At 70.8% G+C, this 13,456-nt stretch carries 13 protein-coding genes and 1 pseudogene; 5 read left to right on the top strand and 9 right to left on the bottom strand.

Going from position 1 to position 13,456, the window contains the following annotated elements; translation table 11 throughout:
- Positions 1 to 17 precede the first annotated feature (17 nt).
- Positions 18 to 1,517, top strand: a complete 1,500-nt coding sequence (locus tag ACH4XV_RS21790) for a purine-cytosine permease family protein (RefSeq protein ID WP_395792191.1) — start codon at positions 18 to 20, stop codon at positions 1,515 to 1,517.
- Positions 1,518 to 1,548: 31 nt separating this feature from the next.
- On the opposite strand, the gene ACH4XV_RS21785 is transcribed toward ACH4XV_RS21790, so the two are convergent.
- The 3 genes from ACH4XV_RS21785 to ACH4XV_RS21775 form a co-directional block, all read right to left on the bottom strand.
- A complete protein-coding gene (locus tag ACH4XV_RS21785) occupies positions 1,549 to 2,682 on the bottom strand; it encodes an aminotransferase class I/II-fold pyridoxal phosphate-dependent enzyme (protein WP_395792189.1) in 1,134 nt (377 codons plus the stop codon).
- 5 nt (positions 2,683 to 2,687) lie between these two features.
- A complete protein-coding gene (locus ACH4XV_RS21780; protein ID WP_395792187.1) occupies positions 2,688 to 3,338 on the bottom strand; it encodes a transcriptional regulator in 651 nt (216 codons plus the stop codon).
- Positions 3,339 to 3,891: 553 nt separating this feature from the next.
- Positions 3,892 to 4,665: a hypothetical protein gene (locus ACH4XV_RS21775; RefSeq protein WP_395792185.1), complete on the bottom strand. Its 774-nt coding sequence runs from the start codon at positions 4,663 to 4,665 to the stop codon at positions 3,892 to 3,894.
- Between the two features lie 338 nt (positions 4,666 to 5,003).
- Here ACH4XV_RS21775 and ACH4XV_RS21770 point away from each other — a divergent pair.
- Both ACH4XV_RS21770 and ACH4XV_RS21765 read left to right on the top strand, forming a co-directional pair.
- Positions 5,004 to 5,357 (top strand): annotated as a pseudogene (locus ACH4XV_RS21770) (ATP-binding cassette domain-containing protein); the annotation flags it as partial.
- 128 nt (positions 5,358 to 5,485) lie between these two features.
- Positions 5,486 to 7,012 carry a serine hydrolase domain-containing protein gene (locus tag ACH4XV_RS21765; RefSeq protein WP_395792183.1) on the top strand — a complete coding sequence of 509 codons (1,527 nt, stop codon included), beginning with the start codon at positions 5,486 to 5,488 and terminating at the stop codon, positions 7,010 to 7,012.
- Between the two features lie 50 nt (positions 7,013 to 7,062).
- Here the strand turns inward: ACH4XV_RS21765 and ACH4XV_RS21760 are convergent, their stop codons facing one another.
- The 3 genes from ACH4XV_RS21760 to ACH4XV_RS21750 all read right to left on the bottom strand — a co-directional run bounded on the left by ACH4XV_RS21760 (position 7,063) and on the right by ACH4XV_RS21750 (position 9,675).
- On the bottom strand, positions 7,063 to 8,127 hold the full coding sequence (locus ACH4XV_RS21760; protein ID WP_395792181.1) for a cytochrome P450: 1,065 nt from the start codon (positions 8,125 to 8,127) through the stop codon (positions 7,063 to 7,065).
- Between the two features lie 120 nt (positions 8,128 to 8,247).
- Positions 8,248 to 8,331, bottom strand: coding sequence for a tryptorubin family RiPP precursor (locus ACH4XV_RS21755; protein ID WP_380002660.1), 84 nt, complete (start codon positions 8,329 to 8,331; stop codon positions 8,248 to 8,250).
- 498 nt (positions 8,332 to 8,829) lie between these two features.
- The gene (locus ACH4XV_RS21750; protein WP_395792179.1) at positions 8,830 to 9,675 is read right to left on the bottom strand and encodes an NAD(P)H-binding protein; all 846 of its coding nucleotides are present in this window, start codon (positions 9,673 to 9,675) and stop codon (positions 8,830 to 8,832) included.
- A 165-nt stretch (positions 9,676 to 9,840) separates the two neighbouring features.
- Between ACH4XV_RS21750 and ACH4XV_RS21745 the strand changes: the two genes are divergently transcribed.
- Complete coding sequence (locus ACH4XV_RS21745; RefSeq protein WP_395792177.1) at positions 9,841 to 10,389, top strand: DinB family protein; 549 nt, start codon at positions 9,841 to 9,843, stop codon at positions 10,387 to 10,389.
- A 129-nt stretch (positions 10,390 to 10,518) separates the two neighbouring features.
- On the top strand, positions 10,519 to 11,001 hold the full coding sequence (locus ACH4XV_RS21740) for a hypothetical protein (RefSeq protein ID WP_395792175.1): 483 nt from the start codon (positions 10,519 to 10,521) through the stop codon (positions 10,999 to 11,001).
- Position 11,002: 1 nt separating this feature from the next.
- Here ACH4XV_RS21740 and ACH4XV_RS21735 read toward each other — a convergent pair whose 3' ends face one another.
- The 3 genes from ACH4XV_RS21735 to ACH4XV_RS21725 all read right to left on the bottom strand — a co-directional run bounded on the left by ACH4XV_RS21735 (position 11,003) and on the right by ACH4XV_RS21725 (position 13,388).
- Positions 11,003 to 11,896 carry a hypothetical protein gene (locus tag ACH4XV_RS21735; RefSeq protein ID WP_395792173.1) on the bottom strand — a complete coding sequence of 298 codons (894 nt, stop codon included), beginning with the start codon at positions 11,894 to 11,896 and terminating at the stop codon, positions 11,003 to 11,005.
- A gap of 227 nt (positions 11,897 to 12,123) precedes the next feature.
- Positions 12,124 to 12,624, bottom strand: a complete 501-nt coding sequence (locus ACH4XV_RS21730; protein ID WP_395792171.1) for a nitroreductase family deazaflavin-dependent oxidoreductase — start codon at positions 12,622 to 12,624, stop codon at positions 12,124 to 12,126.
- 110 nt (positions 12,625 to 12,734) lie between these two features.
- Positions 12,735 to 13,388, bottom strand: a complete 654-nt coding sequence (locus ACH4XV_RS21725; RefSeq protein ID WP_395792169.1) for a DsbA family protein — start codon at positions 13,386 to 13,388, stop codon at positions 12,735 to 12,737.
- Positions 13,389 to 13,456: the final 68 nt, after the last annotated feature.

Below are 13,456 nucleotides of genomic sequence, written 5' to 3'. Positions count from 1 at the left end.
CACGTGAAGGAGGGCACATGGCTGACCACACAGGCGCGACGAGGAGCCGGCAGCCGGCACCCGGCGAGAACTCGCGCAGCGGCCCGGTCCTGGAAACACGTTCGATCGACTACATCCCGCAGTCCGAGCGACACGGCCGCGCCTGGCACCAGGCGCCGTTCTGGTTCACCGGACAGTTCGTGCCGACCACCATGGTCGTCGGCTTCGCGGGACCGGTCATGGGACTGTCCCTCGGCTGGTCGATCACGGCCACCGTCCTGGGCATCCTGTTCGGCACCTGCTTCATGGCGTTCCACGCCAACCAGGGGCCCACCATGGGCCTGCCGCAGATGATCCAGTCACGCGCCCAGTTCGGCACCCGGGGCGCCCTCGTACCGATGCTCGCCGTCATCTGCGTCTACATCGGCTTCAGCGCCTTCGGTGTACTGCTGGCCTCCCAGGTGCTGGAGACGGTCCTTCCCGGCTCGACCACGCTGTGGGCGGTGGTGATCGTACTGCTCGCGGCCGTGCTCGCGATCGTCGGCTACGACCTCCTGCACACCGTGCTGCGCCTGCTGCCGTACCTGGTCGTACCCGTGTTCGGGATCCTCACCGTGCTCGCCCTGATGCATCTGAGCCCACATCACGACCCGCACACCGCCTCCTTCACCTGGGCCGCCGCCCTCGCCCAGTTCGTCGCCGCCGCCGGCTACCAACTCGGCTACGCCGTCTACGTCTCCGACTACTCCAGATACCTGCCCGCGGACACCTCCGCGCGCGGGGTGATCGGCTGGACCTACGCCGGGGCCGCCCTGTCGGCGATCTGGCTGATGGTGCTCGGGAACTTCATCGCCGGCTCCGTTCCGGTCCCCGACGCGCTGGTCAACCTCCAGGACATCGGCGACACGCTCTTCTCCGGCTTCGGCAAGACCGCCGTGATCGCGGTCCTGGTCCCCAGCGCGATCGCCATCATGGGGGTCAACCTCTACGGCGCGATGCTCTCGGGCCTGAGCATCGTGCACGCCTTCCGGCCGATCGCGCTGACCGCCCGCACCCGCGTCGTCGGCGTCGCGACCGGCGCCGCGGTCGTCTTCGCCGTGGCCGAGGGACTGCCGGGGAAGTACCTGGACAGCTTCAACGACTTCATCACGCTCATCCTCTACGCCCTGGCGCCCTGGACCGCGGTCAATCTCATCGACTACTACTTCGTGCGCCGGGGCCACTACGCCATCACCGAGATCTTCAGCCCCGACAGCATCTATGGCCGCTGGGGCCTCGCGGGTCTGCTCTCCTACGCCCTCGGTGTGGCCGCGTCGATCCCGTTCATGACCACCGGCTTCTACACCGGGCCCATGGTCGACGCGCTCGACGGCGCCGACATCGCGTTCGTGGTCGGCCTGGTCGTCTCCGGCGCCGCCTACTTCCTGGCCACCCGGGGCTTCGATCCGGCCCGGGAGCGGGAGGCGATCCGGGACAGCCGCAACCGGCTCGACGGTCCGAGCGCCGTCGTGCGCTCGGCGCCGCGCGCCACGGGATGACACCGCTCCGCCGGACGGCTCGGCGTCGGCGTCAGCGGCCGGTGCGCAGCCAGGTGGAGAAGGCGGACAGCGCGGCTTCGGCGTGGTCGCGGCCGACGCCGATGCGGAAACGGTCGGTGGGGGTCGGGGTGAGGTCGGAGCGGTAGATGCTCGCGGGCAGCAGGAGCACGCCCGCCTCCTCCACCAGGCGGGTACAGAACGCCTCGACCCCGTCGGCGCCGAGGTAGCGCGGGTAGGCGACACATCCCCCGTCGGGGGCCCGCCACTCGAAGTCGTCGGGGTACTCGGCGAAGAACGCGTCGAACGCCGTCAGGTTGGCGGTGATCAGGGCGCGGTTGCGGGCCAGGATCGTCTCGCGGGCCTTCAGGGCGATCCTGGCCAGCACCTCGCTCGGCGCGGAGTTGCAGATCGTGGTGTAGTGCTTGGCCCGCTCCAGGCGCGAGCGCAGGGCCCGATCGCGGCACGCGATCCAGCCGATGCGCAGGCCGGGCAGGCCGAGGGACTTCGACGTCACGTTCAGTGACAGGGCGCGCGGCGACAGGTCGGCGGCCTGCGGCAGGGTGCGGGCCGGATCACGTTCGAGGCCGCGATACACCTCGTCGCTGAACAGACGGATGCCACGCTCGTCGCACAGCCGGACCAGGGCGGCGAATTCGGCGCGGTCGACGACCTTGCCGGTGGGGTTGTGCGGGAAGTTCACCGAGACGACCCGGGTGTTCGGGCGGATCGCGGCGACCACCGCGTCCAGGTCCAGGGCCCAGTCCCGCGCCGGGTCGAGCGCCACGCCGGTGACCTCGCACAGGGCCAGCGGAACGGTCTCGGCGGACTGGTAGTTCGGGGTCACCACGATGGCGTGGTCGCCGGCGTCGAGCAGGACGTTCATCGCCACGTACAGGGCCTCCTCGGCGCCCGCGAAGCAGATGACGTCGTCCGGCTCGATGTGGTCGTAGGTGCCCGCGATCGCCGACCGCAGGCCCGGGTCGCCGAAGGTCTCGGTGTAGCCCAGGGACAGGTGCTCGAAGGCGTCCCGGTCGCTGTCGTCCGCCAGTTCGAGCAGCTCGCTCAGCGTCATGGTCTGCGCGTCGGACGCGGTCAGGTGGTGGCGGGCGGTGAACTCCCAGCGGGAGAAATACGTTTCCAGCCGGAAATCGGGCAGCCGGGTCATGGTCGTCAGCTTCTCTCGCTCGTCGCTCGTACATCGGCCAACAGGTCGTACACGGTGGACCGGGACACCCGCAGGGCCTCGGCGACGACCGGGACGACGCGGCGCACCTCGAACACGCCGGCCTCGTCCAGGCGGGCGACGACGGCCAACCGGTCCGGGCGGGTCATGCGCTCGGCGGGGCGCCCGGTGGCGCGGACATGGCCGCCGACCACCTCGGCGACGCGCGCCGACAGGTCCTGTTCGAACAGCGGCTCGGGGCGCCGCGCGGTCGGCGCGCCGAACGCGGACAGGACGGCGGCGGCCCGCTCCAGCGGCGTGCGGTCGAGGTTGACGCACAAGACCGCGGCCGGCTGCCCGTGTGCGTCGCGCAACACCGCGCTGACCGACGACAGCCGGCGGCCGTCCGCGAGCACCTTCTCGTACGGCCCGTACACGTCGCGCGCCGCCGGATCCAACGCGGCCAACTCGCCCAGGGCCGAGGGGTCGCCCGGACCGCGCGAGGTGAACGGGTTCCACACCGCCAGGACCCGGTCGGTTCCGGGATCGTGCAATACGACCTCGGCGTAGGGCCCGAGCAACAACGCGACGGCCCGCCCCACGGGCTCCCACATCCGCACCCGGGGATCCGTGTCGTCTTCCTTCGCCACCGTGCTCATGTCTGGACTATACGTCCGGATCGGACGGAACGTCCAGCGGCTGTCTCGGGGCGGACGCCACCGGTGCCGCGCGGCGGGTGTCGGTGCGGTGCGCGGTCGGTGCCACGCGACGGGCGGGGGCGACCGCGTCCGGCGGTGCGCCCCCGCCGAGGGAGGCGACGGTGTTCCGGGGCACGAATGCGCTCGCGTCGCCGTCGCGGGGTCGGCAGGATGCGGGGATGGCCGATGACCCCCTGCTTGCCCCCGTCCGCAGCCTTTGGGCCGAACTTGCCTGCACCCCGGTCGAGTTCGGTACGTCGCACACGGTGGCCACGGTGGTCGCGCCCGGATCGTTGCTGTGCCCGCCGGGGTGGCTCGTGGACGCCACTCGACTGCGGGACGAGTTGCCCGTCGTCGACGTCCTCGGCCCGGCCTCGCTCCCTGGTGCCGAAGTGGCGGGCGAGACCGCTGTCCTCGCGGCGGGTCGCGGTTGGGCTCGGCTATCGCGAACTGGGTGCCCAGGTGAGCATTCGGCTCGGTGAGGTGCCTTCCGGCGGAGGGGAGTGACGGGTGCTCAGAGCAGGCCGGCGCCGGGTGGGGCGGTGCCGAGGCTGGGAAGTTCGACGATTCGGTCGGGTGCCGGGGCCTGGATGTCGACGGGCTGGTCGTACTCGGACCAGGTCAGGGTCGCCGTGTCGGAGCCGCCCTTGGACGGGGAGTCGGTCATCTTGACGGGCAGGGCCGGGCCCTCGGCCGGGATATACAGGAGGTCGGGGTTCTTCTCGCCGGGTTCGGCGAACACGACCACGCGCCGGCCGTCGACGGTGGAGTCGGGGCGGCGATCGGCCTTCGCCAGGGTGGGGAGGACGGTGTGCGGGTCTGCCTTTCGGCTGAGGTTCTTCATGGTGGATCGGGCCGGGTCGTCGGTGGCCACGTGGCCGTACTTGCCGTCGAGCGAGTTCAGGAGGGCGGCCTTGTCGCGCCCGAGCCGCGACTGCCAGTAGGCGCGCGAAGCCTTGACGTAGACGTCCTCACCGATCCGCACCGTCTCGATCGTATAACTCGACGTCTTGCCGGTCGCCGAGTAGTTGCCGGTGCGTATGTCCAACCGGAGATCGGTGCGTTGGGTCGCGCCGTTGCGCCGCAACTCCACGGTGACGCGGACCGAATGCACGCGGTCCACGGCCCTGGCGACCCGCTCGGACGCCGCCTCGGCGCTCAACGTCGACAGATCGGCCGAGGCCGTGTCGGCCAGATCCGCAGCCGCCGAACATCCCGTCACCAGGACCATTCCCGCCGCCGCGGCCGCCGCCAGGCGTCCCGACGCAGCCGAACCCACACGCGCCATCGATGATTCCGATCCGCTCCCGCCCCGACCCCACCGATCGTGGCTGCGGTACATGATCGCGGGCGCTCGTCGACGGCACGACGCGGGGGCCGTCCGGGGTCGGCCGGGCCCGCGCGGCTGCGAACTCACCCACGGGGAAGGGAGGGAGCCGCGCGGGCGGATCATGGGCCGCCGCCAGTCTGCGCTGTGGGCGGGAGCGGTGACAGGGCACGAACTGCACTGGCACGGAGGAACATTTCGTGCCACGCGCAATCCTGCGCACCCGGAACGGGCGGAGGTACGAGAGGCGTTGCGACGGGTTGACCCTGACGCAGGGTCAACCTTCCAGCATGGTCGGCATGACGACACAGACAGCGCACGCGATCGAGGTGACCGGCCTCGGCAAGGCGTACGGCGACCACCGGGTGCTCGCCGGCCTCGACCTGACCGTTCCCGTCGGCACCGTCTACGCCCTGCTCGGGTCCAATGGGGCCGGCAAGACCACCACGGTACGGATCCTGTCCACGCTTCTCCCGGCCGACGCCGGCCGAGCCCGCGTCGGCGGATACGACATACGCCGTGAAGCCGCTCGGGTGCGGGCGTCGATCGGGGTGACCGGACAGTTCTCCGCCGTGGACGAGTTGCTGACGGGGCGTGAGAACCTGCGGCTGATGGCCGATCTCGGCCGGCTCGACCGACACCGCGCACGGGCGGCGGCATCGGCCCCGGGAGCGAGTACGGGCGTAGGACGCGCGTGGCGGTCGAGTGTGCCGGCGCAGTACTCGGGTACTCGTACGCTCGGGGGACGCGAGGGCCCGGGTCGGCTTCGTAGCCTCGCACCGTGATCGACCATCGTGAAACCCCCTCCTCCGACGGGGCAGCCGACCGCGAGTCCGTGTCGCCCACTCGGCGTGCGGTGCTGCGTGGGTCGTTGGGCGTCGCGGCCGGCGCCGCCGCGACCGGTTCCGTTCTCGCCCCGTCCGCGTCCGCCGCCGAGCAACCACCCGCGCCCGCCGACCCGTCCGCCGCCGGGCCGGCCGCGCGGCACTGGCAGGCCAGGCTCGACGCACTGGCCGCCCGCCACCAGGTCCCCGGCGCCGCGCTGGGCATCCTGTCCGGCAATCGCGTCACGAAGCTCGCCACCGGCACGGCCAACGTCGACGACCGGGTCGAGGCCACACCGGACACCGTCTGGCAGATCGGCTCCGTCACCAAGGTCTGGACCGCGACCGTGGCGATGCGCCTGGTCGACGAGGGCCTGCTCGACCTCGACACGCCGGTGACGCGCGTGATGCCCGAACTGCGCCTGTCGGACCCGGACCGTACGGCCCGCCTGACCCTGCGTCACCTGCTCACGCATACCAGCGGGATCGACGGCGACGTGCTCACCGACACCGGTCGCGGCGACGACTGCCTGGAGCGATATGCCGCGCTGCTCAGGGACGTTCGTGGTGTGCACCCGCTCGGTCGCGCCTACTCGTACTGCAACGCCGGCCTGATGCTCACGGGGCGACTCATCGAGCGTGTCACCGGTACGACCTGGGACGCCGCACTCCACGATCGCCTCCTGAAGCCGCTGGGCCTGACCCGCACGCACACCCTGCCCGAGGACGTGCTCGCCCACCGCGCCGCCGCGGGACACACCTGGGAACGGGATCGGCCCCCGCACGTGAACCCCGCCTGGATACCCCGCTCTTCGGGCCCGGCCGGCATTGTCTGCTCGTCCGTCGAGGACGTGCTCACCTTCGCCCGCCTCCACCTGGACGACGGCCGCGCGTCCGACGGCACGCGCATCCTGTCGACCCGTTCCGCCGAGGCGATGCGCTCGTTCCAGACCGACACCCCCGACACCGCCGACAGCGGCGAAACCTGCGGACTGGGCTGGGCCCGTTGGGACTGGAACGGCCGGACCGCCTACGGCCACGACGGCACGACCCACGCCCAGGCGTGCTTCCTGCGCATCCTGCCCGACGCCCGGCTCGCCGTGGTCCTGCTCACCAACGGCGGCGACAACGCCGCGCTGCACGTGGACCTGTTCCGGGAGATCTTCACCGACCTCGCCCACGTCGCACCACGCCCGCAGCACACCCCCGACGGCAGTACCCCGCCACGCGACGCCGGCGGATACCTGGGCCGCTACCCGGCCACCGGCATCGTCGAGGACGTCCTCGAACGCGACGGCGAGCTGTATGTGCGCCGGACGTTCGAGGGGCAGACGCCGTCGGAGTTCCACCTCCTGCCGGCCGGCCGTGACCTGTACGTCCACCGCGTGTCCGACACGCGCGAGTGGCAGACCATCAAGTTCTTCACGCTGGAAGGGACTCGGTATCTCTACCGAGGTGGCAGGGTCGTGGCACACGAGGGCTGACGGCCGGACGGGATCCGGGGACCCCGAGCGTGATGTGCCATGCGCCGAACTCAGGTGCCGGGGAGGTGAGTTCGGGAAACCTGTACCCGCGTGACCCCGAGCAGGCCGGCGAGCGGCACCCTGGCGGTGCTCTGTTCGGGGCTCACCGCGAGGCCGTCGGCGCGCAGGCGTTCGAGGAGGTGTTCGGCGAGCGGGACGATCAGGTGCCGGCCTCGGCAACGATCGCTCGCGTGGCCGAAGGGGATGTAGCCCGGGTGGTCGTCGTCGTCCATCTCGTGCCAGCGCTCGGGGCTGAACACGTCGGGATCGGGCCACAGTTCGGGGTCGCGATGGGTCAGCAGCGGCAGCAGCAGCACGTCGTCGTGCGGACCGATCCGGGAGTCCACGGCGGCGAACTCGGGGGACGCCACCCGCAGGATGTTCCACGACGGCGGCAACAACCGCAGCGACTCCAGCACGATGTGCCGGTTGCTCGCGTCGGGGTGGAACGGCGAGCCGAGCCAGAGCGCGTTGGCGACCAGTGCCGCGACTCCCAGGCACACCGGCGCGGCGACCCGGCGATACAGTCCCATGGCGTAGCGCCGGTCGCCGTGCTCGGCGGCGGCCGTGGCGGTGACGGCCGCGAGGCGGGACACCGGCGGATCGAGGGCGGGCCTTCCCGGCAGGACGGCGCTCATGCGGACCATGGCGCGGGTGAGTACCGGCGCCTTTTCGAGGCGGCGATGGGTGAGCATGCGGAACCGCGACGGGTCGGGCCCGAAAAGAAGATCGCGAAGATAGGCGTGACCCGTACGCGGCCAGATTCCGGAAAAATCGACGGAATCGGGAGCCGGCCCGCCCAATGCGGCGCGCACGTCGTGCGAGACGGCTCGCAGGACGTCGTTGGCCTCCCCTCGGGCAATCGACCGTCCCTGGAGCGGCTTGAAAGTCGGCCGCTCGAATTCGTGAGCCGACCTGCTCTCCAGGAGTTTGTTGATCAATTCCGGATCGGCGACTCCGACAGTGTCGCCGTCGATGCGGAAAAACCCCGCACCGCGACGCTCGCGCAGGAGTTCCTCGATCTTCGGGGCAAAAATGGTGACCCGGGCACTTCCGACCGTGTCGGAACGATTCATCGGTGCTCTCCACAGGACGTAGAGTCTCCCGCCCGGCGGAGCCGGGACGCGGCTCCACCGGACGCGAGCCCGGGCGGCGATCCGACTCGGCCGAACCTCGGGCGGAGTCGATCGAAACGATCAGCTGTACCAGATGAACCAGGTGGCGGACTTGAGGCTCTTTTCGACCCTGAACCTCTTGGAGAAAGAGTTGACGATCTTCACCACGACAACCTCCAGGTAACTGTGGACCGGCCGGGCCTCCTATGCGACCCGGACCGGTGGAGCGATATCCACCGCTAGAGAATCCGTCTTTCGATTCCCGTCGCCTCGAAAGTGAAGCCTTGATACGAAAGGTGCGTCAATGTGATGTGGATCACAGATCAAAAAGACTCACATGCTACTCACACACTCCTCACACAAAAGATGTAAGCGGCTGTTTGTCGATCCTGATAAACGGCTTTCTTTCGGCCACGGGGAGAGCGGGCCGGCGGAGCCGGATGCCCGGGCCGGTTGCAAACGGCGGCGGTGACGGCCAGCCCGCCTCGCCGTTTTGCCGAGGTGGGCCGATGTGGCGACCGTCCGGTCGTCCGGGTGGCGCGAAGTAATCGGTGGCCTAAGGGAGTTCGGCGTGGCCGGTGCGCCCGGAGGGCGGGACGTCGGAACCCGTTCGTGGGCCGAAGCCCTTCCCGGACGCGCCGCCGTTCGCGCCCGGGAGGGGCGCTACCGGAACGCCGGCAGGTTGCGCGCCACCCACTCGGCGAACGGTCGGGCCGGACGGCCCAGGACGTTCGCCACGTCCGGGCCGACCTCCACCTCGGCCGGGAGCGGGACGCCGAGGGCATCCAGGGTGCCGCCGATCGCCTCCTCCGGCATGAACTGCGCCATGTGCGCGTGGGCCTCCTCGCGGGACAGCTCCACGAACGCGACCGGTTCGCCCAGCGCCGCCGAGATGACCTCGACCTGCCGACGCGGGGTGATCGCCTCGGGTCCGGTCAGCTCGTAGGTACGGCCGGCGTGACCGTCCTCGCGCAGTACGACCGCGGCCGTGTCGGCGATGTCCGCCGGGTCGACGACGGGCAGCGCCGAGTCGCCGAACGGGGCGAAGACCGTGCGCTTTCCGCGAACCGACTCGGCCCACGCGAAGGCGTTGGACGCGAAGGCGCCCGGGCGCAGGATCGTGAAGTCCGTCCCCGACGTGCGCACCGCCGCCTCGAAGGCCCGCAAGCGGGCATGCGAAGGGGCCTGGGGGCGGGTGGTGTTGAGCTGGGACGAGACCAGGACGATGCGCCCGACGCCGGCGTCCGCGGCGGCGCCGACCAGGTTGTCCGGGCTCTCTCCGTGGGCGTTGAGTTCACCCGCCAGGAGGACGAACAACGCGTCGGCGCCGTTGAGGACCGGCCGCATGCTCGCCGAGTCCCCGACGTCGGCGCGGGCGTGCCGTACGCCGTTCGGAAGGTCCGTGAGCTGCGGGCGCCGCGACACGGCCACGACATCCTCGCCCGCTGCCGCCAACTGCCCCACAAGCGCCCGGCCGATGTTGCCGGTCGCACCCGTGATCACGATCATTGTCGTCTCCTGCTTGTTAGTTAGTTGACTGACTCAGTTCGACGAGAGTGACCGTAGCACGCGTTTCGCGCGCCTGTCACCGCATGTCGGGGGCCGGGTGTCGCTCGGGGCGGATGTCGGTGGGGCCGGTGATACTCGGTCGGACTCCGACCCGGAAGGTGGATCATGGACAGCACGCCCCCGCCCCAGCACTACGCACCCCGATGGGACGGGGACGATCGGCCCGCTCCGCCCTCCGTGGGAGATGAGCGGGAAACCCTGAGCGCGGCGCTGGACTGGCACCGCGACACGTTCGAGCTCAAGTGCGCGGGGCTGTCCTCGGATCAGCTGTCCGAACGGGCGGTGCCGCCGTCCACGATGTCCCTCCACGGCTTGGTGCGGCACCTGGCCGGTGTCGAGCGCTGGTGGTTCCGCATCCAGTTCGCCGGCGAGGAACTGCCGCTGCTCTACTACTCCGACGAGGATCCCGACCAGGACTTCGACAGCCTGGACGGGGACACCGACGAAGCCTTCGCCGTCTGGCGGGCCGAGTGCGAACACTCCCGCCGAATCACCGCCGCCGCACCCTCGTTGGACGAAACGGGAACGCGCAAGCGTACGGGGGAGCCGATCTCGCTACGCAGGATCCTGGTCGACATGATCGCCGAATACGCCCGCCACAACGGCCACGCCGACCTCCTCCGCGAACGCCTCGACGGCACCACGGGCATGTGAACATCGCGACCGCGTGGATCGGGTCGACCGGCGGCGGGGCGTGAGGCGGCGGAGCCGAGCCGACGCCCGGGAACCCCGCAGGGCAGGCGTAGACTGCGCGACCGAGTCCGGATTGTCGTGGAGGCGTTTGTGATATCCCGTCCGCTGGCGGTGTTCGACCTGGATGGCACGGTGGCCGATACCCGGCACCGGTTGCACTTCGTCGAGGCGCCGCCCCGGGACTGGAACGCGTTCTTCGCGGCCGCGGCGCAGGACGCGCCGCTCGCCGAGGGTGTCGAACTCGCGCGGACCAGTGCGGAGTCGCACGAGGTGGTGTACCTGACCGGCCGCCCGGAGCGCTGCCGGCGCGACACGGTCGAGTGGTTGGATCGCCATGGACTGCCCGCCGGCCGCCTGCTGATGCGCGCCGAGCGGGACCGCCGCCCGGCTCGGGTCGCCAAACCCGCACTGCTGCGCAAGCTCGCCCGCGGCCGGACCGTCGCGATGGTCGTCGACGACGACGCCCTGGTCTGCGACGCCTACCGAGCCGCAGGCTTCCGGGTGATCCGCGCCGACTGGATGCCCCCCTCACAAACACTGCGCCAAGCCCAGCACGACGCGGGCCGCACCTGATTCACTTGGTGGTGGCTGCGGTTTGCCACATGGTGTAGGAGTATTCGCTTGTGTTGCCGAGGGCCAGGGTGCCGAAGTGGCCTTCGGTGGTTTGTAGGCAGTAGTGGCCGTAGGGGTTGAGCTTGTTGAAGTCGCTGCCCCAGGCGTCCGGCGGCTCCGTGATGCAGTCCTGTAGGGACGGTGTCTTGTCGCCGGAGAACTTCGCGTACCGCGCGCCGTGTGCGGCCGAGGGGCCGCCGAGGCCGGCGTGCAGGTCGGTGCCGGCGTGCGAGGCGGAGCGTTTGTCGGAGTCGAAGTCGTAGTCGGTGTACTTGCCGGCCACCAGGAGCCGGAACTTGCCCGAGCTGCGCACCGGTTGCTCCAGGCTGTCCACGACGGCGACGGCGGTCGCGGTGTCCGAGGTGGCGTCGATCGTGATCAGTTTCCGGCTGGGCTCGAACGACTGCGCGGTACGGCCGTTGGTGAGCACGTACACCTTGCCCGCGTAGGCGACTCGGTATCCGGTGTTCCGCACGGTGCCGCCGACCTTGCGGCGCACCACGATCGTCCAGTCGTTGTCGACCGGTTGCGTCGTGGCGGGGGCGATCCGATGCGCCACGGGGACGATGCCGCCGGATGCGCCGGTGCCGGGGCCCGGATCGGATGTGCTTGCGGCGAGCAGTGCTTCCAGGGCTATCGGTCCCAGTACGGTCACCGTGAGCTTGGCGGCCTGCTCGACCGTGATGTCGCCGCCCTGGCTCATCATCAGCCGGGCCACTTCGACGGTCAGTGCCGGAAGGCCCTGCTTGACCACCACTCCACAGGCGACCAGCGATCCCGCCACGGTCGCCGCACACACCGTCCGGCCGAGCGCGCGTACGCCCGACGCCCGGTTCGGGGACACACCGAAGGACATGCCGAATACCCCCACCGTCTCACCGCGTCCGGTGACCGGCGCCCGGTGGACGCGGATACGGACGCGCTCCCCCCACGGTCGCCGCGCACCACCGCGTGCGACCCTCCCCTATCAGGGTAGGCGCACTCGCTTGCGCCGGCGGGGGTTTCGTCGAGATGGCAGGGGTGCCGGCGAAAGCGGCGCCCTGGTGTGGAGGCCGCCTTCGCCGGGCGCGAGGGTCGGTCGGCTCAGTGCTGGGCGTCGTGCTGCGCCGGTGTGTTCACGTCGACGGGTTCGAGGACGAAGACCGGGATCAGGCGGTCGGTCCGGAGTTGGTAGTCGGCGAAGTCCGGGTACGCCGCCACGGCTCGGCGCCACCACACGGCCTTCTCGTCGTCGAACACCTCGCGCGCTCGATACGCGCCGGCGGTCGTGCCGTCCTGGAGACCGACGACGGGTTCGGCGACGAGGGAGGCGTACCACTGCGGGTTGGTCGGCTCGCCGCCCTTGGACGCGACGGCCGCGTAATGCCCCTCGTGCTCGACGCGCATCACCGGAGTCTTGCGGATCTTGCCGGACTTGGCGCCCCGATAGGTGAGCAGCACGGTGGGCAGGCCCTTGATCGTGATGCCCTCGGTGGTTCCGGTGCGCATGATCTGCTCGACGTGCTCGCGGACCCACGGCGAGGCGCTCGGTTCGTAGTCGCCGGTGGGTATCGCGCTCGCGCTCTGGTCGATGTCGGTGGTCATGGCTCTCCTCGACGGGCTGTGACTGTGCCTGACGGCAGATTGGTTATGCGCATAAGATTATGCGCATAACCAACCCTGTGTCGAGCCCGGCCGACCGGGGCCTCGGGGCGTCACGGCCTCGCGGGCCTGGCGGTGGTGGTCTCGGAGCGGCCCGCGCCGAATCGTTCCAGCGCGGTGTCGATCGTGTCGGGATCGGCGCGGCCGACGGCCAGGACCGCGATGCGCTCGCCGTCCTGGGCCAGGAGGGTCGGGTACGCCGTCACGCCCAGCTCGGCCGCCCGCCGGAAGTCGGCCTCGGCCGCGTGACGGCCGGCCGGCGCGTCGAGCGCGGCGGCGATCTCCGTCGTGTCGAGGCCGGCCGCGGCGGCGACGCGGAGGAATGTACCGGGCTCCGATAGGCTCAGCCCGTCGCGGTAGAACGCGGCCTGCACATCACCGGCCAGTGCGGCGGCCCGATCCGGCGCCGCCTGCCGAAGCGCCGCCATGCCGTGCGCCGCCGCCGCGGAGTCCATCACGAACGACCCGTCCGCGATCAGCCGCTCGTACGCCGGCCCGAACACGACTCCGGTCAGCTCGCTGATCCGGGCGTTCGCCCCCTGCACGTAGCCGAACTCGCGGATCGGCACGGCGCGCGGCCCGGTGAACAGTCCCCCGGACACCACCTCGACGGGCAGCTCGGGCCGGCGCGCGGTGACCTCGGCGAGGGTGGGGGCGAAGCCGTAGGACCAGCCGCAGTATGCGTCGAAGACGCAGATGAGTTTCATGGGAAGGGACCTTTTCGGGAGGGAATGGCTCGGGTGCACGCGCCGCACCGCTCCGGGCACGACCGCTG

Source organism: Embleya sp. NPDC020630, assembly GCF_044334985.1.
GTDB lineage: Bacteria > Actinomycetota > Actinomycetes > Streptomycetales > Streptomycetaceae > Embleya.
This window is presented reverse-complemented; position numbering and strand designations above follow the sequence as displayed.

Coding starts and splice junctions, on each gene's coding strand:
- ACH4XV_RS21775 (WP_395792185.1), bottom strand. CDS start 4,665: ATGGCGCGTGTGGGTTCGGCTGCGTCGGGACGCCTGGCGGCGGCCGCG.
- ACH4XV_RS21735 (WP_395792173.1), bottom strand. CDS start 11,896: ATGTCCTTCGGTGTGTCCCCGAACCGGGCGTCGGGCGTACGCGCGCTC.
- ACH4XV_RS21785 (WP_395792189.1), bottom strand. CDS start 2,682: ATGACCCGGCTGCCCGATTTCCGGCTGGAAACGTATTTCTCCCGCTGG.
- ACH4XV_RS21745 (WP_395792177.1), top strand. CDS start 9,841: ATGGACAGCACGCCCCCGCCCCAGCACTACGCACCCCGATGGGACGGG.
- ACH4XV_RS21760 (WP_395792181.1), bottom strand. CDS start 8,127: ATGAATCGTTCCGACACGGTCGGAAGTGCCCGGGTCACCATTTTTGCC.
- ACH4XV_RS21750 (WP_395792179.1), bottom strand. CDS start 9,675: ATGATCGTGATCACGGGTGCGACCGGCAACATCGGCCGGGCGCTTGTG.
- ACH4XV_RS21780 (WP_395792187.1), bottom strand. CDS start 3,338: ATGAGCACGGTGGCGAAGGAAGACGACACGGATCCCCGGGTGCGGATG.
- ACH4XV_RS21725 (WP_395792169.1), bottom strand. CDS start 13,388: ATGAAACTCATCTGCGTCTTCGACGCATACTGCGGCTGGTCCTACGGC.
- ACH4XV_RS21730 (WP_395792171.1), bottom strand. CDS start 12,624: ATGACCACCGACATCGACCAGAGCGCGAGCGCGATACCCACCGGCGAC.
- ACH4XV_RS21790 (WP_395792191.1), top strand. CDS start 18: ATGGCTGACCACACAGGCGCGACGAGGAGCCGGCAGCCGGCACCCGGC.